Origin of the sequence: Pseudomonas putida S13.1.2 (assembly GCF_000498395.2) — a bacterium.
GTDB classification, from domain to species: domain Bacteria; phylum Pseudomonadota; class Gammaproteobacteria; order Pseudomonadales; family Pseudomonadaceae; genus Aquipseudomonas; species Aquipseudomonas putida_Q.
The window spans coordinates 5,560,867-5,579,106 of the sequence record NZ_CP010979.1 but is presented as its reverse complement, the minus strand read 5'-3'; the positions used below and the strand labels follow the sequence as shown (position 1 = coordinate 5,579,106).

At 64.0% G+C, this 18,240-nt stretch carries 11 protein-coding genes; 7 read left to right on the top strand and 4 right to left on the bottom strand.

From position 1 onward, the window contains the following. Positions 1 to 271: 271 nt before the first annotated feature. Both N805_RS24605 and putP read right to left on the bottom strand, forming a co-directional pair. Complete coding sequence (locus N805_RS24605; RefSeq protein WP_016501929.1) at positions 272 to 1,108, bottom strand: 23S rRNA (adenine(2030)-N(6))-methyltransferase RlmJ; 837 nt, start codon at positions 1,106 to 1,108, stop codon at positions 272 to 274. A gap of 185 nt (positions 1,109 to 1,293) precedes the next feature. After that, on the bottom strand, positions 1,294 to 2,772 hold the full coding sequence (gene putP, locus N805_RS24600) for a sodium/proline symporter PutP (protein WP_019472407.1): 1,479 nt from the start codon (positions 2,770 to 2,772) through the stop codon (positions 1,294 to 1,296). A gap of 357 nt (positions 2,773 to 3,129) precedes the next feature. On the opposite strand from putP, the gene putA reads away from it, so the two are divergent. Next, the gene (gene putA, locus N805_RS24595) at positions 3,130 to 7,083 is read left to right on the top strand and encodes a trifunctional transcriptional regulator/proline dehydrogenase/L-glutamate gamma-semialdehyde dehydrogenase (protein ID WP_019472408.1); all 3,954 of its coding nucleotides are present in this window, start codon (positions 3,130 to 3,132) and stop codon (positions 7,081 to 7,083) included. A 211-nt stretch (positions 7,084 to 7,294) separates the two neighbouring features. On the opposite strand, the gene N805_RS24590 is transcribed toward putA, so the two are convergent. Further along, the gene (locus N805_RS24590; protein WP_012312461.1) at positions 7,295 to 7,558 is read right to left on the bottom strand and encodes a DUF3077 domain-containing protein; all 264 of its coding nucleotides are present in this window, start codon (positions 7,556 to 7,558) and stop codon (positions 7,295 to 7,297) included. Positions 7,559 to 7,713: 155 nt separating this feature from the next. Then, positions 7,714 to 7,956, bottom strand: coding sequence for a hypothetical protein (locus tag N805_RS24585; RefSeq protein WP_026034574.1), 243 nt, complete (start codon positions 7,954 to 7,956; stop codon positions 7,714 to 7,716). A gap of 1,309 nt (positions 7,957 to 9,265) precedes the next feature. Between N805_RS24585 and N805_RS24580 the strand changes: the two genes are divergently transcribed. The 6 genes from N805_RS24580 (at position 9,266) to N805_RS24555 (ending at position 18,197) form a co-directional block, all read left to right on the top strand. Beyond that, a complete protein-coding gene (locus N805_RS24580; RefSeq protein ID WP_019473083.1) occupies positions 9,266 to 11,068 on the top strand; it encodes an acyl-CoA dehydrogenase in 1,803 nt (600 codons plus the stop codon). Positions 11,069 to 11,100: 32 nt separating this feature from the next. Beyond that, positions 11,101 to 12,543: a TldD/PmbA family protein gene (locus N805_RS24575; RefSeq protein ID WP_019473082.1), complete on the top strand. Its 1,443-nt coding sequence runs from the start codon at positions 11,101 to 11,103 to the stop codon at positions 12,541 to 12,543. Next, positions 12,543 to 13,862, top strand: a complete 1,320-nt coding sequence (locus N805_RS24570) for a TldD/PmbA family protein (RefSeq protein WP_019473081.1) — start codon at positions 12,543 to 12,545, stop codon at positions 13,860 to 13,862. Before N805_RS24575 ends, N805_RS24570 begins: the two co-directional genes overlap by 1 nt. 128 nt (positions 13,863 to 13,990) lie before the next feature. Continuing rightward, positions 13,991 to 15,418 carry a multidrug transporter subunit MdtD gene (gene mdtD / locus N805_RS24565; protein ID WP_019473080.1) on the top strand — a complete coding sequence of 476 codons (1,428 nt, stop codon included), beginning with the start codon at positions 13,991 to 13,993 and terminating at the stop codon, positions 15,416 to 15,418. 113 nt (positions 15,419 to 15,531) lie between these two features. Beyond that, a complete protein-coding gene (gene dbpA, locus N805_RS24560; protein WP_230685741.1) occupies positions 15,532 to 16,869 on the top strand; it encodes an ATP-dependent RNA helicase DbpA in 1,338 nt (445 codons plus the stop codon). Between the two features lie 146 nt (positions 16,870 to 17,015). Then, on the top strand, positions 17,016 to 18,197 hold the full coding sequence (locus N805_RS24555) for an NAD(P)/FAD-dependent oxidoreductase (protein WP_019473582.1): 1,182 nt from the start codon (positions 17,016 to 17,018) through the stop codon (positions 18,195 to 18,197). Positions 18,198 to 18,240: the final 43 nt, after the last annotated feature.

Below are 18,240 nucleotides of genomic sequence, written 5' to 3'. Positions count from 1 at the left end.
GATTAGCCTCTTCATTCGGTAAAAATGCGCCAGCGGCCTCTTGGGCGGGTGGCGGCTAAAGGGCGGGATTATAACGCAAACATGCGCGCAACGCGGCAACCTGTACTGGCCTCATCGCCGGCGAGCCAGCTCCCACAGGAACACCGCTGCCCTCAAGGCAGATGCAGTACTTGTGGGAGCTGGCTCCCACAGGACCAACGCTGCCTCAAGGGAGATTCGGTACTTGTGGGAGCTGGCTTGCCGGCGATGAGGCCAGTACAGGCAAGCAATATTATTCGGCGATCAGCCAATCCATGCGGTAGCTACCGTCCGTCTGGGCCAGCTCCTTGGCCAGCCACGGCAGCAGCTCCTTGAGCTCTTCTTCCAGGCCCCACGGCGGGTTGGCGATGGCCAGGCCCGAACCATTGAGGCCCTGCGGGCTGTCCTGGTGGTGCACATACAGCTCGACCCGCAGCAGTTTCGGCGCGCCGGTGCTGGTCAGGTCCTGGTAGTAGCGCGTGAGCGAGCGCTGGTCCTTGATCGGGTACCAGATAGCCGCGACAGTCTGGCGCATGCGACTGATGGCCTCTTTCATGGAATTGGTGCAGCGCTTGAGCTCATCGGCCTGCTCGAACGGCGGGTCGATCAGCATGATTGCGCGCTTTTCCTGCACCGGCAGCAGGGCCCTGGGCACATGCCAGCCTTCGCCCAGGTGCACGACCACACGCGGGTCTTTTTTCATGTTCTCTTTGAGCAGCGGCCCGTCTTCGGGGTGCTTTTCGTTGAGCAGGGCGCGATCTTGCTGGCGCATCAGGCGGCGCGCCAGCTCGGGCGAACCGGGGTAGTAACGCAGCTCGCCGTCGGCGTTCAGGCGCTTGATGACACGCAGGTAATCGGCAGCCATGGCCGGCACATCATCGCGGCCCCACAGGCGGGCGACGCCTTCCAGGTACTCGCCGGTACGGGTTGCCTGGTCGCCTTGCAGGTCGTACAGGCCGAGCCCTGCGTGGGTATCGATGTAGGCGAACGGCTGCTCCTTGCGCGACATCAAGGCGATGAGGCGGGTCAGCACGATGTGTTTGAGGACGTCGGCGTGGTTGCCGGCGTGGAAGGCGTGACGATAGTTCATGGCAACTCCTGCGGGGGTGGCAAGTTTACCTTGCCTTGCAGGCGGAGTCAGGCCTGGCTGCTGATCGGCGTCGCCTGCTTGGCGGGTAAACCCACTCCCACAGGGCCTGCACAGTTCTCAAACCCTGCGCAGTACCTGTGGGAGCGGGCAAGCCCGCGAAGCAGGCAACGCGGACTCAACGGCTATTACTTGTCAGCGTGATACGCCGCGTCTGCAGTCTCGAAGCGCTGCACCATCGCTTGCGACGGGCTGCCCAGCTTGCTCACCAGAACGATGGCGATGCTCGCCAGCAGGAAGCCTGGGATGATTTCGTACAGGCCCCAGGTATCGATCTGCTTCCACAGGATCACGGTCAGTGCACCGACCACGATACCGGCCAGCGCGCCGTTACGGGTCATGCCTTTCCACAGCACCGAAATCAGCACCACCGGGCCGAAGGCGGCGCCGAAGCCGGCCCAGGCATAGGCCACCAGGCCCAGCACGCGGTTTTCCGGGTTGGCAGCCATGGCGATGGCAATCAGTGCCACGGCCAGCACCATCAGGCGACCGACCCACACCAGCTCGACCTGCGAAGCGTTCTTGCGCAGGAAGGCCTTGTAGAAGTCTTCGGTCAATGCACTGGAGCACACCAGCAGCTGGCAGCTCAGGGTGCTCATCACCGCCGCCAGAATGGCCGATAGCAGCACGCCGGCGATCCATGGGTTGAACAGGATCTTGGCCAGCTCGATGAAGACACGCTCATGGTTCTCGGTGACCGGGCCTGCCAGGTCAGGGTTTGCCGAGAAGTAGGCGATGCCGAAGAAGCCCACGGCGCAGGTACCGGCCAGGCACAGGATCATCCAGGTCATGGAGATGCGGCGGGCATTGGCAATCGACTTCACCGAATCGGCGGCCATGAAGCGCGCCAGGATGTGCGGCTGGCCGAAGTAGCCCAGCCCCCAACCCATCAGCGAGATGATGCCGACAAAGGTTGCACCCTTGAGCATGTCGAAGTTGGCCGGGTTCACCGTTTCGATGGCGGCGAAGGTCTGATCGAGGCCACCGGTGGAGATCAGCACGATTACCGGAGTAAGAATGAGCGCAAAGATCATCAGCGTGGCTTGCACAGTGTCGGTCCAGCTCACCGCCAGGAAACCACCCACGAAGGTGTAGGCGATGGTGGCCGCAGCGCCAGCCCACAGCGCAGTCTCGTAAGACATGCCGAAGGTGCTTTCGAACAGGCGGGCACCTGCGACGATGCCAGAAGCACAGTAGATGGTGAAGAACACCAGGATGACGATGGCCGAGATGATCCGCAGCATGCCGCTCTTGTCTTCGAAGCGGCTGGCGAAGTAGTCCGGCAGGGTCAGCGCGTCACCGTTGTGCTCGGTTTGCACCCGCAGACGGCCAGCCACGAACAGCCAGTTCAGGTAGGCGCCGACGGTCAGGCCGATGGCGATCCAGGCTTCGGAAAGGCCGGAAAAGTAGATGGCGCCCGGCAGGCCCATCAGCAACCAGCCGCTCATGTCGGAAGCACCGGCGGAGAGCGCGGTGACCACGCTACCCAGGCTGCGACCGCCGAGGATGTAGTCGGAAAGGTTGTTGGTGGCGCGATAGGCCGCGAAGCCGATCAGCACCATTGCCGCGATGTAGATCACAAAGGTGATCGTGATTGGATTGCCCATGCGTGTGCCCTGGCGTTTGTTTTTATCTCATGTACACCCGCAGCAATGGCGGTTGCACCCAGGCGGCGAATCCTATGCAACAACGCGAAGCAGGTGCAACCATTTTTCAATTGCAAGTTGCACCTGCTTGAGCATTTTTTGTAAAAGCCGCTTTTTTGCTCCTTTTTGGCGCATCACGCCGGTTTTTCAGATCAAAACGAACCGGAAACGCCCCGTTTCAGGGTGTGGAAATGTCTGTCAGACGAGTTGCACCTTTTACACAAAAAATTCGGGTTGCACCTGGTTGCACCCGAATTGTCCTACAGCTACTCTTGGCGCCAGCTTAGGCCACAGCCGTGGCAATAACGAGGATAAGAAATGGCGACGACCACCCTTGGGGTCAAACTCGATGACCCGACCCGTGAGCGACTCAAGGCAGCTGCGCAGTCGATTGACCGCACGCCGCACTGGTTGATCAAGCAGGCGATCTTCAACTACCTGGAGAAGCTCGAGGGTGGTGCCACCCTGACCGAACTCAACGGCCACGCCACCAGCCTGGCTGATGATGCCGGTGATGTTCAGGCCGACCACAGCCACCAGTGCTTCCTCGAATTTGCCGAAAGCATCCTGCCACAGTCGGTACTACGCTCGGCGATCACCGCCGCCTACCGCCGCCCCGAGCAGGAAGTGGTGCCGATGCTGCTGGAGCAGGCACGCCTGAGCGCACCACTGGCCGAAGCCACCAACAAGCTGGCCGCCGGCATCGCCGAAAAACTACGCAACCAGAAGAGCGCTGGCGGCCGTGCCGGCATCGTCCAGGGCCTGCTGCAGGAGTTCTCGCTGTCGTCTCAGGAAGGCGTGGCGCTGATGTGCCTGGCCGAAGCCCTGCTGCGTATCCCCGACAAGGGCACCCGTGACGCGCTGATCCGCGACAAGATCAGCACCGGCAACTGGCAGCCGCACCTGGGCAACAGCCCGTCGCTGTTCGTCAACGCCGCCACCTGGGGCCTGCTGCTGACCGGCAAGCTGGTCAGCACCCACAACGAGTCCGGCCTCACCTCCTCGCTCACCCGCATCATCGGCAAGAGCGGCGAGCCGATGATCCGCAAGGGTGTCGACATGGCCATGCGCCTGATGGGCGAGCAGTTCGTCACCGGCGAGACCATCGCCGAAGCCCTGGCCAATGCCAGCCGCTTCGAGGCCAAGGGCTTCCGCTATTCCTACGACATGCTCGGCGAAGCCGCGCTTACCGAGCACGACGCGCAGAAGTACCTGGCGTCCTACGAGCAGGCCATCCACTCGATCGGCAAGGCCTCCCATGGCCGCGGCATCTATGAAGGCCCGGGCATCTCGATCAAGCTGTCGGCGCTGCACCCGCGTTACAGCCGCGCCCAGTACGAGCGCGTTATGGAAGAGCTGTACCCGCGCCTGTTGTCACTGACCCTGCTGGCCAAGCAATACGACATCGGCCTGAACATCGACGCCGAAGAAGCCGACCGCCTGGAGCTGTCGCTCGATTTGCTCGAGCGCCTGTGCTTCGAGCCGTCGCTGGCGGGCTGGAACGGTATTGGTTTTGTTATCCAGGCCTACCAGAAGCGCTGCCCGTACGTGATCGACTACGTCATCGACCTGGCCAAGCGCAGCCGCCACCGCCTGATGATCCGCCTGGTAAAAGGCGCCTACTGGGACAGCGAGATCAAGCGCGCCCAGGTCGAGGGCCTGGAAGGCTACCCGGTCTACACCCGCAAGGTGTACACCGACGTGTCCTACGTGGCCTGCGCCCGCAAGCTGCTGGCCGTGCCAGAAGCCATCTACCCGCAGTTCGCCACCCATAACGCCCACACGCTGTCGGCCATCTACCACATTGCGGGGCAGAACTATTACCCGGGCCAGTACGAGTTCCAGTGCCTGCACGGCATGGGCGAGCCGCTGTACGAGCAGGTGGTCGGCAAGATTGCCGATGGCAAGCTGAACCGCCCGTGCCGCGTCTATGCACCGGTCGGCACCCACGAAACGCTGCTGGCCTACCTGGTGCGTCGCCTGCTGGAAAACGGCGCCAACACCTCGTTCGTCAACCGCATCGCCGACCACTCGATTTCCATCCAGGAACTGGTTGCCGACCCGGTCGCCAGCATCGAACGCATGGGCACCCAGGAAGGCAATATCGGCCTGCCACACCCGCGCATCCCGCTGCCGCGCGACCTGTATGGCACTGAGCGGGCCAACTCGGCCGGCATCGACATGGCCAACGAACACCGCCTGGCGTCGCTGTCCTGCGCCATGCTGGCCACCGCTCACAACGACTGGAAAGCCACCCCGCTGCTGGCCTGCGCCGCCAGTGAAAGCGCTGCCGCGCCGGTACTGAACCCGGCGGATCATCGCGACGTGGTCGGCCATGTGCAGGAAGCCACCGTTGCCGACGTGGACAACGCCATCCAGTGCGCCCTGAACGCCGCGCCGATCTGGCAGGCCACCCCGCCCGCCGAGCGTGCTGCCATTCTGGAACGCACCGCCGATCTCATGGAGGCCGAAATCCAGCCGTTGATGGGCCTGCTGATCCGCGAAGCCGGCAAGACCTTCGCCAACGCCATCGCCGAAGTGCGTGAAGCCGTGGACTTCCTGCGCTACTACGCCGTGCAGGCACGCAACGACTTCACCAACGATGCCCACCGCCCGCTGGGCCCAGTGGTGTGCATCAGCCCATGGAACTTCCCGCTGGCGATCTTCACCGGCCAGGTGGCCGCAGCCCTTGCCGCCGGCAACCCGGTGCTGGCCAAGCCTGCCGAGCAAACCCCGCTGATCGCTGCCCAGGCCGTGCGCCTGCTGCTGGAAGCCGGCATCCCAGAGGGCGTGCTGCAACTGCTGCCAGGCCGTGGCGAAACCGTCGGTGCCGGCCTGGTCGGTGACGAACGCGTCAAAGGTGTGATGTTCACCGGTTCCACCGAGGTTGCCCGCCTGCTGCAGCGCAACGTCGCCGGCCGCCTGGACAACCAGGGCCGTCCGATCCCGCTGATCGCCGAAACCGGCGGCCAGAACGCGATGATCGTCGACTCCTCAGCACTGACCGAGCAGGTGGTGATCGACGTGGTGTCCTCGGCCTTCGACAGTGCCGGCCAGCGTTGCTCGGCCCTGCGCGTGCTGTGCCTGCAGGAAGACTCCGCCGACCGCGTGATCGAAATGCTCAAGGGCGCCATGGCCGAAAGCCGCCTGGGTTGCCCGGACCGCCTGGCCGTGGACATTGGCCCGGTGATCGACGCCGAAGCCAAGGCCGGCATCGAGAAGCACATCCAGGGCATGCGTGAGAAAGGCCGCGCGGTCTATCAAGTGGCCATTGCCGATGCTGCCGAGGTCAAGCGTGGCACCTTCGTGATGCCAACCCTGATTGAACTGGACAGCTTCGACGAGCTGAAGCGTGAAATCTTCGGCCCGGTGCTGCACGTGGTGCGTTATAACCGCCGCAACCTGGATCAACTGATCGAGCAGATCAACAACTCCGGCTACGGCCTGACCCTCGGCGTGCACACCCGCATCGACGAGACCATCGCCAAGGTGGTGGAAAACGCCAACGCTGGCAACATGTACGTCAACCGCAACATCGTCGGTGCAGTGGTGGGCGTGCAGCCGTTCGGTGGTGAAGGCCTGTCTGGCACCGGCCCGAAAGCCGGCGGCCCGCTGTACCTGTACCGCCTGCTGTCGACCCGCCCGGCCGACGCGATTGGTCGCCACTTCCAGCAGCAGGATGGCGAAGGCAAGCCAGACCGTACCCTGCACGAACAGCTGGTCAAGCCGCTGCACGGCCTGAAGGCCTGGGCCCAGAGCAACCAGCTGGCCGACCTGGCTGCGCTGTGCGACCAGTTCGCCAGCCAGTCGCAGAGCGGCATCGCCCGCCTGCTGCCAGGCCCGACCGGCGAGCGCAACAGCTACACCATCCTGCCACGCGAGCACGTGCTGTGCCTGGCCGACAACGAGGCTGACCTGCTGGCGCAGTTGGCCGCCGTACTGGCCGTCGGCAGCTCGGCGGTGTGGGCAGACAGCGAGCCTGGCAAAGCCCTGCGTGCCCGCCTGCCGCGTGAGCTGCAGGCCAAGGTCAAGCTGGTGGCGGACTGGAACAAGGATGAAGTGGCGTTCGACGCCGTGATTCACCACGGCGATTCGGACCAACTGCGCAGCGTGTGCCAGCAGGTGGCCAAGCGTGCTGGTGCGATCGTCGGTGTACACGGGCTGTCCAGCGGGGATCACCAGATTGCGCTGGAGCGCCTGGTGATCGAGCGGGCGGTGAGTGTGAACACTGCGGCGGCGGGGGGGAATGCCAGCTTGATGACCATTGGCTGAGGCTGAGGGTTGTTGAAAGGAAAGGGAGAGCTTTGGCTCTCCCTTTTTTATGGGTGATCGGCTTGAGATTGGGTTTTGGCTGGTAGGCGCTCGCCACAACATTTTTTGCGCCTGTGAGATCGAGCGCCGCCCGCGCGGCGCTCGATCTCACAGGCGCTGAAACTGCTGCGGCGAATACATTGGGGCCTTCATGCAGCCTGAAGCCAGGCCCTCACTGCTTCATCCCCAACTCAGCATCATCCATCAGTGCCTTGGCCATCGCACTCAAATAATGCGCAGCCCAGAGCATCATCGGTTTCTCATCCATCAACCCGGTAATGGTCAGTTCGCGCACATAGCCCATCAACTCCGAAGACTGCTCTCGGGCATCCCTGCACGGGATACCCGGCTCGATGCGAAACAGTGGATGTGTGCCATTCTCGCCCTGGTAGAACGTGGTCTTGCCGACGGTGAACTGGGTGTCTTCTGTTGTCATTGTTCAATCCCCTGATAATTCTCGACTGCCTGGCCTGGCCCTTTCGCGGGTGAACCCGCTCCCACAGGTTCATCACAAGCCCCAAGGCTTGCACAGTACCTGTGGGAGCGGGTTTACCCGCGAAGAGGCCAGCCCAGGCAACACATTACGCAGCCTCAATGCACAGGCCTGGCCTCAGCGGGCATCTGCACCTGAACCAATGCAGACTCAAGCAAAGCCCGCAGCGCCTCCAGTTCATGCATCGTGGTCATCATCAGGATCGAAGCCGGCGACCTGGGCTGCAGCTGCATGGCGTGGTGCACCACGGTTGCGGCACACAGCGCGTGATCCGTGGCCTGGATCAGGGTGTCTTCAAGGGAATGGGCGTTAAGGGGTGGATCGGGGACTATCTTCAGCATCATGGTTCACCTAGTGATAAAGGCCACTACACACCTGCTGTCAAACAAGAGGGTGGCAGCTGTACATGGGTTGACAGACCGGTAGGCAAACCAAAACCCGGCGCACACGAAGTGCCCCATGCACAGCTGCCATAAAGGCAAAGCGATGCGGTTTGACCTAAGCGGCCTGTCAAAGCCGGTCACTGATTTGGCAGCGACCACCCGAGACTAGGGCCCGATCCAGAGCACCGCAATGGCTTGAAGGGGGTTGGGAGTATGTTTGGGAAATGGACTACATGGAATAGGTGAAAACCTAAAATGATCTGCCGAAACTGGCCGGAATGCGGTGAGACTGGCAGGTGTTCGCGCCTCACCCTTTTCAGCGCCTGTGAGACCGAGCGCCGCCCGCGCGGCGCTTCGCAGCACAAGGCTGCTCCCACATCTGTTTCGGGCCAGTCTCTCCTGTGCCTATGGCGCGCGCACCCTGGGTGCATGGCTGGAGATCGATAAAGAGCGACTGCACCCCCTTCAATACCGCATGGAACAAACAAGGCGGACAGCGGTGGCCTCACAGGATGGCCTGGCCCGAAACAAATGTGGGAGCGGCCTTGCGTCGCGATGCGCCGCGCGGGCGGCGCTCGGTCTCACAGGCGCTGAAATGTTGTGACGAACACCTGGCCGCCTTCACGCAACCGGAAGGCAAGCCCTCACTGTCTTCTGTTGTCATTGTTCGATCCCCTGAAATTTCTGTAATCCCTGGGCCGGCCCTTTCGCGGGCACGCCCGCTCCCACAGGTACTGTGCAAGTCTTGAAGCCTGTGGTGATCCTGTGGGAGCGGGCGTGCCCGCGAAAGGGCCGGCACTCACAACACATTAATCAGCCTAGGGCTGTTAGGGGGTGGATCGGGGATCATGTCCGCCTCACCCTTTGCAGCGCCTGTGAAATCGAGCGCCGCCCGCGCGGCGCATCGCGACGCAAGGCCGCTCCCACATCTGTTTCGGGCCAGTCTCTCCTGTGCCTATGGCGCGCGCACCCTGGGTGCATGGCTGGAGATCGATAAAGAGCGACTGCGCCCCCTTCAATACCGCATGGAACAAACAAGGCGGACAGCGGTGGCCTCACAGGATGGATTGGCCCGAAACAAATGTGGGAGCGGCCTTGCGTCGCGATGCGCCGCGCGGGCGGCGCTCGGTCTCACAGGCGCACAAAAAATCAAGGCAAGCACCTGTATACCCCACCCGTTCTAAACCCATATCACCCAAACCTATTAACCTCCCCCCACCCCACCCGATTCCCTACACTCGCAGCATCCCGCCTCAGGACCGCCACCATGCCCGAGACCCTGCTCAGCCCCCGCAATCTGGCCTTCGAACTCTACGAAGTCCTCGACGCCCAAGCCCTCACCCAGCGCCCGCGCTTCGCCGAGCACAGCCGTGAAACCTTCGACGCGGCACTGGCTACCGCCCGCACCATCGCCGAAAAGTACTTCGCCCCGCACAACCGCAAGGCCGACGAAAACGAGCCGCGCTACGTGGACGGCCGCGCGGAACTGATCCCCGATGTGAAACCCGCCGTCGATGCCTTCCTAAAAGCCGGTTTCCTTAACGCCAACCGCGACTTCGAGGTCGGCGGCATGCAGCTGCCCAGCCTGGTTTCGCAGGCCTGCTTCGCCCACTTCCAGGCCGCCAACGCCGGCACCACGGCCTACCCGTTCCTGACCATGGGCGCAGCCAACCTGATCGAGAGCTTCGGCACCGAGGAACAGAAGCGCCTGTTCCTGCAGCCGATGATCGAGGGCCGCTACTTCGGCACCATGGCCCTGACCGAACCCCATGCAGGCTCATCACTGGCCGACATTCGCACCCGCGCCGAACCTGCGGGCGACGGCAGCTACCGGCTCAAGGGCAACAAGATCTTCATCTCCGGTGGCGACCACGAACTGTCGGAAAACATCGTGCACATGGTGCTGGCCAAGCTGCCGGACGCGCCGCCCGGGGTGAAAGGCATCTCGCTGTTCATCGTGCCGAAGTACCACGTCAACCCCGACGGCAGCCGTGGCCCGCGCAACGACGTGCTGCTGGCCGGGCTTTTCCACAAAATGGGCTGGCGCGGTACTACCTCCACCGCGCTGAACTTCGGCGACAACGGCCAGTGCGTCGGCTACCTGGTCGGCCAGCCGCATAAGGGCCTGGCCTGCATGTTCCAGATGATGAACGAAGCACGCATCGGCGTGGGCATGGGCGCAGTGATGCTCGGATATGCCGGCTACCTATATTCGCTGGAATATGCCCGCCAACGGCCGCAAGGCCGGCTGCCGGACAGCAAGGACCCGCTCAGCCCGGCGGTGCCGATCATCGCGCACACCGATGTGAAACGTATGCTGCTGGCACAGAAGGCTTACGTGGAAGGCGCCTTCGACTTGGGCCTGTACGCCGCGCGCTTGTTCGACGATACCCACACCGCCGATGACGAAACGTCCCGCACACAAGCGCAGGCGCTGCTCGACCTGCTGACCCCGATCGTCAAGTCGTGGCCCTCGACGTTCTGCCTCAAGGCCAACGAACTGGCGATCCAGATTCTCGGTGGCCACGGCTATACCCGCGAATACCCGGTGGAGCAGTACTACCGCGACAACCGCCTGAACCCGATTCACGAGGGCACCGAGGGTATCCAGTCGCTCGACCTGCTGGGGCGCAAGCTGGCGCAGAACAATGGCGCCGGCCTCAAGCAACTGATCCGCCTGATCGCCACTACCGGCGAGCGTGCAAGCCACCACCCCAAACTCGACCCACTGCGCCAGCCGCTGGAGCAACTGGTCAACCGACTGCAAGGCGTCACACTGGCCCTGCTCGGCGACATGGCACAAGGCAAAGTCGCTGGTGCCTTGGCCAACTCAGCCTTGTACCTCAAGGCCTTCGGCCACTGCGTGATCGGCTGGCGCTGGCTGGAACAGGCCATTCACGCCGAGCTTGGCTTGCTCAACGGCAACGCCAGCGATCGCGACTTCTACTTCGGCAAGCTGCAGGCCGCGCGTTATTTCCTGACCTGGGAAGTACCGGGCTGCCATAATGAGCTGGCATTGCTAGAGGCACGCGACAACACTTGCCTCACCATGCAGGACGAGTGGTTCTAAGGGGGAGCCACCGTGTACACGGAGGCTTTTGCATGTTCGATTCCAGCGCCCTGCTGCGCCAGCGCTTTGCCGCGCTGCGCAGTACGGCCGAGTTGTTTTCCCTGCGCCATGTGAAACAGTCGCACCAGGCGCTGTCGGTTCGCCGTAATGTCGCCGAGCCACCCTTCTTCAGCCAGGACGAGGGCGCCATGCTCACCGTGCGGGTCAACGGCGTGGAGGCCTATGCGGCCACCGCCGATCTGTCCCAGGCCGGGCTGCAACGCGCACTGGAACAAGCCGAGGCCCTGGCCCGGCAGATCGCCCCGCACAGCCTGCTCGACCTGCGCGACCAGCCAGTGACCAACGCCCGTCACGACCACACTTCGCCCAATTTCGATCAACCCGTACCCTCCCTCGCCGACTGCCTTGGCCTGCTCGCAGCCGAATCGGCCAGCGTGCCCAAGGACAGCCGCCTGGTGGACTGGCAGGCCACTCTGGGCCTGAGCCTGGTGGAGCAAACCTACCTGAACTCCGCGGGCGCCGAACTGCGCCATGCACAGCGTTTTCTGTTCCCGGGCCTGGGCGTAACCGCCAGCGACGGCCAGGACAGCCAGAGCCGTAGCCTGGGCCGCGACAACTTCGGCCAGCAGGGCGGTTTCGAGATCATCGAGCGCTGCGGGCTGGTCGGCGCCGCCCGGCAGGTGGCCGACGAGGCACTGCAACTGCTGCTGGCCCCCAACACCCCCAGCGGCCCGCGTGACCTGCTGCTGATGCCCGACCAGATGATGCTGCAGATCCACGAGTCCATCGGCCACCCGCTGGAGATGGACCGTATTCTCGGCGACGAGCGCAACTACGCGGGCACCAGCTTCGTCAAAGCCAGCGACTTCGGCCACCTGCAGTACGGCTCCAGCCTGTTGAACGTGACCTTCGACCCGACCATCGGCGAAGAACTGGCCAGCTACAGCTTTGATGATGACGGCAGCCCGGCCAGCAAGCAGTTCCTGATCCGCGACGGTCTGCTGCTGCGCCCACTGGGCGGCGCGCTGTCGCAGTTCCGTTCTGGCCTGGACGGCGTAGCCAACAGCCGCGCCTGTGGCTGGAACCGTGCCCCGATCGACCGCATGGCCAACCTCAACATCGAACCGGGTGATCAGAGCCTGGAGCAACTGGTGCAAGGCATCGAGCACGGCATCCTGATGCGTACCAACCGTTCGTGGTCCATCGATGATGCGCGCAACAAGTTTCAGTTCGGCTGTGAATATGGCCAGCTGATTGAAAACGGCGAGCTCAAGGGCATCGTCAAGAACCCCAACTACCGCGGCATCTCCGCGCAGTTCTGGCGCAACCTGTCGGCCGTCGGCGACCGCAGTACCTTCCAGGTACTGGGCACGCCCAACTGTGGCAAAGGCGAACCTAACCAGGTGGTGCGGGTCGGCCACGCCTCGCCGGCCTGTGTGTTCCGCCAGATCGATGTATTCGGAGGAGACGCCTGATGAAGCACGCTTTCGAAACGCTTGTCGGGGATGTGCGCGCTGCCCTGCAAGCAGGCGAGCAGTTCACCCTCGGCTACAGCGCAGAACAGTCGCAGTTCGTGCGTTTCAACCACGCCAAGGTGCGCCAGGCCGGTGAAGTGAGCCAGGCAAGCGCCCAGCTGCGGCTGGTGCGCAATGGCCGCCAGGCGGAACAGCAGGTGACCTTGAGTGGCGACGTGCAACTGGACCGCCAGCGCCTGAGCGATGCCCTTGAGCAACTGCGCCAGACCTTGCCGCTGCTGGCCCTCGACCCGTACCTGCGCCTGGAAGAAAGCGCCTGGCAAAGCCACAGCCTGCAGGACCATCCCCTGCCCGCACTGGACGAAGTGCTGGCCTTGCTCGACCGCGAAGCAGGCGAGCTGGACCTGGTCGGCATTTACGCCGCCGGCCCGATCTGCCGGGGCTTCGCCAGTTCGTTCGGCGCCTTTGGCTGGCACCAGGCCAACAGCTTCAACGTTGACTGGAGCCTGTTCCACGAAAACGGCCAGGCGGTGAAGGCCAACTATGCCGGCCAGCTGTGGAGCGCCGACGACTTCACCGAGCGCCTGCGCCAGGCACGTGAACAACTGGGCTTCCTCGGCCGCCCGGCAGTCACCCTCAAGCCTGGCAGCTACCGCGCCTACCTGGCGCCTGCGGCCATGGACGAAATCGCCGGCATGCTGTGCTGGGGCGGTTTTTCCGCACAGGCCCTCGCCACCGGCAACAGCGCCTTGCAGCGCCTGTACAACGGCGATGCACGGTTAAGCCCGCTGGTGAGCTTCACCGAGCAGGTCAGCGGCTCGCTGAGCCCGGCGTTTTCCGATGAAGGGGCGCCACGCCTGGATGTGCCGTTGGTCCAGCAAGGCAAGGCGCAGCAACGCTTGATCTGCGCACGCAGCGCGGCCGAGTTCGAGCTGCTGGCCAATGGCGCCGACAGCTACGAGTCGCCCTGCGCGCTCAGCCTGGCGCCTGGCAACCTGGCCAGCGAACAGATCCTTGAGCGACTAGGCACCGGGCTGTACATCAGCAACCTGTGGTACCTGAACTACTCTGACCTGCCGGCAGCGCGCATGACCGGGCTGACCCGCTTCGCCACCTTCTGGGTGGAAAACGGGCAGATCCAGGGGCCGGTGAGCACCATGCGCTTCGATGACAGCCTTTACAGCTTGCTGGGTAGCCAGCTGGAGGACCTGACCCGGGAGCGCGAGATGATCTTGTCGACCAGTACCTATGGGCAGCGCAGTACCGGGTCGAGTCATTTACCGGGGGCATTGGTCAAAGGCCTGACCTTGACATTGTGATTGGCATTACCGGCCCTTTCGCGGGCAAGCCCGCTCCCACAGAGATCCCACCACATCAGAGTGCAGTGGAGATCTTGTGGGAGCGGGCTTGCCCCGCGAAGAGGCCGGCACAGACAAAAGAGGACGTCATGCCTGAGCGCACCCCGCTGGACCCCGTCACCGCCCGCTGGATCCCCTGGGTAGTGGCCATCGCTTTCTTCATGCAGTCCCTGGACGGCACCATCCTCAACACCGCGCTGCCGGCCATGGCCCGCTCGCTGGCCGAAGACCCGCTGCGCATGCAGGGTGTGATCATCGCCTACATGCTCACCGTGGCCCTGCTGATCCCCGCCTCGGGCTGGATCGCCGACCGTTTTGGCACCAAGCGCATCTTCTTCAGCGCCATCCTGCTGTTCAGCTTCGGCTCGCTGCTGTGCGCAGCAGCCAATAGCCTGGGCTTCCTGATCTTCGCCCGCGTGGTACAGGGCCTGGGCGGTGCGCTGATGCTGCCGGTCGGGCGGCTGGTGGTGCTGCGCGCCTACCCCCGCAGCGAGCTGGTGCGGATCATGAGTTTCATCACCATCCCTGGCCTGCTCGGCCCACTGCTGGGGCCAACCGTCGGCGGCTGGCTGGTGGAAATCCTCAGCTGGCACTGGATCTTCCTGCTCAACCTGCCGGTCGGCCTGATCGGCTGCATTGCTGTATGGAAGTTCATCCCGGACCTGCGCGGTGCCGAGCGCACCACGTTCGACGGCCCCGGGTTCCTGTTGTTTGGCGCAGCGATGGTATTGATCACCATCGCCATGGAAGGCCTGGGCGAGTTGCACCTGCCGCACCTGCGGGTGATGCTGCTGCTGTTCGCCGGCATGGCCTGCCTGGCCGCCTACTGGCTGCGCGCCGGGCGCGACCCGGAGCCGCTGTTCTCGCCCAGTCTGTTCCGCGTGCGCACCTTCGCCATCGGCATCCTCGGCAACCTGTTCGCCCGCCTAGGCAGCGGCGCCCTGCCCTTCCTGGTGCCGCTGCTGCTGCAGGTGGCGCTCGGCTACTCGCCGGCCCAGGCCGGCATGAGCATGATCCCCTTGGCAGCAGCGGCCATGCTGGCCAAGTCTGTCGCAAGGCCGCTGATCGAACGGTTTGGCTACCGCATCATCCTCACCGGCAACACCTTGCTGCTGGGCCTGCTGCTGGCCAGCCTCGGCCTGGTCGACGAGCAGACACCCTACGCAGTGCTGCTGATCCAGCTGGGCCTGCTGGGCGCGGTCAACTCCATGCAGTTCACGGCCATGAACACGGTAACCCTGATCGACCTCGATGACGCCAGCGCCAGCAGTGGCAACAGCCTGCTGTCGGTTGTTGCACAGTTGGCACTGAGCCTGGGTGTGGCCTGTGCCGGCGCCCTGCTGGGCGGCTTTACCGCAGCGGGCAGTGCCGAAGGCGTGGAAAGCACCCTGGGCGCCTTCCAGTTGACGTTTGTCACCATCGGCGTGATGGCCATGCTGGCGGCAGCGATCTTCCTGCAACTGGCGCCGACGGACGGAAGGCGTGCCCGTCGTCCGGAACAACACATGGAACCGTAGGGCGAATGGCCACGAGGCTGGTAGACTGTGCGGCATTTTTTCGCTTCGCAACGCAGGCCCGCCTCGTGACCACCGAATCCACCGCCTTTGCCACTCTGCCGTTGTCCGCCGCCATGCTGGCGAACCTGGACGCCCTCGGCTATGCCTCGATGACGCCGATCCAGGCCCAGAGCCTGCCCGTCATCCTCAAGGGCCAGGACCTGATCGCCCAGGCCAAGACCGGCAGCGGCAAGACAGCCGCCTTCGGCATCGGCCTGCTGAACCCGATCAACCCGCGCTACTTCGGCTGCCAGGCGCTGGTGCTGTGCCCTACCCGCGAGCTCGCCGACCAGGTGGCCAAAGAGCTGCGCCGCCTGGCCCGCGCCGAGGACAACATCAAGATCCTGACCCTGTGCGGCGGCGTTTCGCTGGGCCCGCAGATTGCTTCGCTGGAGCACGGCGCGCACATCATCGTCGGCACCCCGGGGCGTATCCAGCAGCACCTGGACAAAGGCACCCTGGTGCTCGACGGCCTGAACACGCTGGTGCTGGACGAAGCCGACCGCATGCTCGACATGGGTTTCTTCGACGCCATCGCCAGCATCATCGGCAAGACCCCGTCGCGCCGCCAGACCCTGCTGTTCTCGGCCACTTACCCGTCCGGTATCAAGCAGCTGGCCGCCGACTTCATGCGTAACCCGCAGCAGGTCAAGGTCGAGAGCCTGCACACCGACAACCAGATCGAACAGAGCTTCATCGAGATCGACCCACAGCACCGCCTTGAAGCCGTCACCCGTGTGCTCGGCCACTACCGCCCGCAATCCTGCGTGGCGTTCTGCTTCACCAAGCAGCAATGCGAGGACGTGGTTGCTCACCTGACGGCCAAGGGTATCGTTGCCCAGGCCCTGCACGGTGACCTGGAGCAACGCGACCGCGACCAGGTACTGGCCATGTTCGCCAACCGCAGCAGCTCGGTGCTGGTGGCCACCGACGTGGCCGCGCGCGGCCTGGATATCGATGGCCTGGACATGGTCATCAACGTGGAGCTGGCGCGTGATGCCGAAATCCACGTGCACCGCGTGGGCCGTACCGGCCGTGCCGGCGAGAAAGGTGTGGCGGTAAGCCTGGTGGCACCGGCCGAAGGCCACCGCGCCCAGGCCATCGAAGACCTGCAGAAAAGCCCGCTGCGCTGGGCCTCGCTGGACAGCCTGAAGAACAAGGGCGGTGAACCGCTGCTGCCGGTAATGACCACGCTGTGCATTGCCGCAGGCCGCAAGGACAAACTGCGCCCTGGCGATATTCTTGGTGCGCTGACCGGTGATGCCGGCATCCCGGGCAAGCAGGTGGGCAAGATCGCCATCTTCGACTTCCAGGCGTTTGTTGCCGTGGAGCGCGCGCTGGCCAAGCAGGCCATGCAGCGGCTGAACAGCGGCAAGATCAAGGGCCGCGCCCTGAAAGTCCGCATTCTCTGACATTTTTGGGGCTGCTCTGCAGCCCATCGCCGGCAAGCCAGCTCCCACAGGATCACCACAGGCCTGAGGCTTGTGCAGGGCCTGTGGGAGCTGGCTTGCCGGCGATGGGCCGCACAGCGGCCCCAAACTACCACTGAGGTAACACCGTGCACTCCACCGACGTGATCATCCTCGGCGCAGGCGCCGCCGGCCTGATGTGCGCCCAGCTCAGCGCCCGCCGCGGCCGCCGGGTACTGCTGCTCGACCACGCCAACAAGCCCGGCAAGAAAATCCTCATGTCCGGCGGCGGGCGCTGCAACTTCACCAACATGTACACCGAGCCAGCCAACTTCCTGTCGCACAACGCGCACTTCTGCAAGTCGGCCCTGGCCCGCTACACCCAGTGGGACTTCATCGAGCTGGTGTGCAAGCACGGCGTGCCGTACCACGAGAAGAAACTCGGCCAGCTGTTCTGCGACAACAAGGCCAGTGACATCCTCGACATGCTGCTGGCCGAATGCGACGAGGCCGGCGCCGAGATCCGCATGCACACCAGCATCGAACACATCGAGAAGACCGAAAGCGGCTACCTGCTGCAGACCAGCGGTGGCCAGTTCGCCTGCCAGTCGCTGGTGATCGCCACCGGCGGCCTGTCGATCCCGACCCTGGGCGCCACCGGCTTCGGCTACCAGGTGGCCCGCCAGTTCGGCCACACCCTGCTGCCGACCCGCGCCGGGCTGGTGCCGTTCACCATCACCGAGCCCCAACTCAAGGCACTGTGCACCGAACTGTCCGGCACTTCGCTGGACTGCACCGCCAGCTGCAACGGCACCAGCTTCCGCGAGAACCTGCTGTTCACCCACCGCGGCCTGAGCGGCCCGGCGATCCTGCAGATTTCGTCGTTCTGGGAAGCGGGCGATACGGTCGAGATCAACCTGTTGCCGGACCGCGATGCGCTGGGCTGGCTGCAACAGATGCAGGCCGAACGCGCCAACGCCGAACTGAAGACCGTGCTGGGTGAGGTATTCACCCGCAAGCTGGCCAACCTGCTGGCCGAGCAATGGTTCGAGTCCAGGCCGATGAAGCAGTACACCCCGGCGGAACTGGCACAGATCGCCGAAAAACTGGCGAACTGGCAAGTGGTGCCGGCCGGCACCGAAGGCTACCGCACCGCCGAAGTGACCCTGGGCGGCGTGGATACCCGCGAAGTGTCGTCCAAGACCATGGAATCGCTGAAAAGCCCCGGGCTGTACTTCATCGGGGAAGTGCTGGATGTCACTGGCCACCTGGGCGGTTTCAACTTCCAGTGGGCCTGGGCATCGGCCAACGCCGCGGCGCAGTTCGTGTAGAGTAGAATCCATTCAGCAGCACGGAACGCTTCTTGCTGGCCCG

Bases quoted from the DNA above. Each gene is read 5' to 3' on its own strand.
- N805_RS24605 (WP_016501929.1), bottom strand. From the start codon at position 1,108: ATGAACTATCGTCACGCCTTCCACGCCGGCAACCACGCCGACGTCCTC.
- putP (WP_019472407.1), bottom strand. From the start codon at position 2,772: ATGGGCAATCCAATCACGATCACCTTTGTGATCTACATCGCGGCAATG.
- putA (WP_019472408.1), top strand. From the start codon at position 3,130: ATGGCGACGACCACCCTTGGGGTCAAACTCGATGACCCGACCCGTGAG.
- N805_RS24590 (WP_012312461.1), bottom strand. From the start codon at position 7,558: ATGACAACAGAAGACACCCAGTTCACCGTCGGCAAGACCACGTTCTAC.
- N805_RS24585 (WP_026034574.1), bottom strand. From the start codon at position 7,956: ATGCTGAAGATAGTCCCCGATCCACCCCTTAACGCCCATTCCCTTGAA.
- N805_RS24580 (WP_019473083.1), top strand. From the start codon at position 9,266: ATGCCCGAGACCCTGCTCAGCCCCCGCAATCTGGCCTTCGAACTCTAC.
- N805_RS24575 (WP_019473082.1), top strand. From the start codon at position 11,101: ATGTTCGATTCCAGCGCCCTGCTGCGCCAGCGCTTTGCCGCGCTGCGC.
- N805_RS24570 (WP_019473081.1), top strand. From the start codon at position 12,543: ATGAAGCACGCTTTCGAAACGCTTGTCGGGGATGTGCGCGCTGCCCTG.
- mdtD (WP_019473080.1), top strand. From the start codon at position 13,991: ATGCCTGAGCGCACCCCGCTGGACCCCGTCACCGCCCGCTGGATCCCC.
- dbpA (WP_230685741.1), top strand. From the start codon at position 15,532: ATGCTGGCGAACCTGGACGCCCTCGGCTATGCCTCGATGACGCCGATC.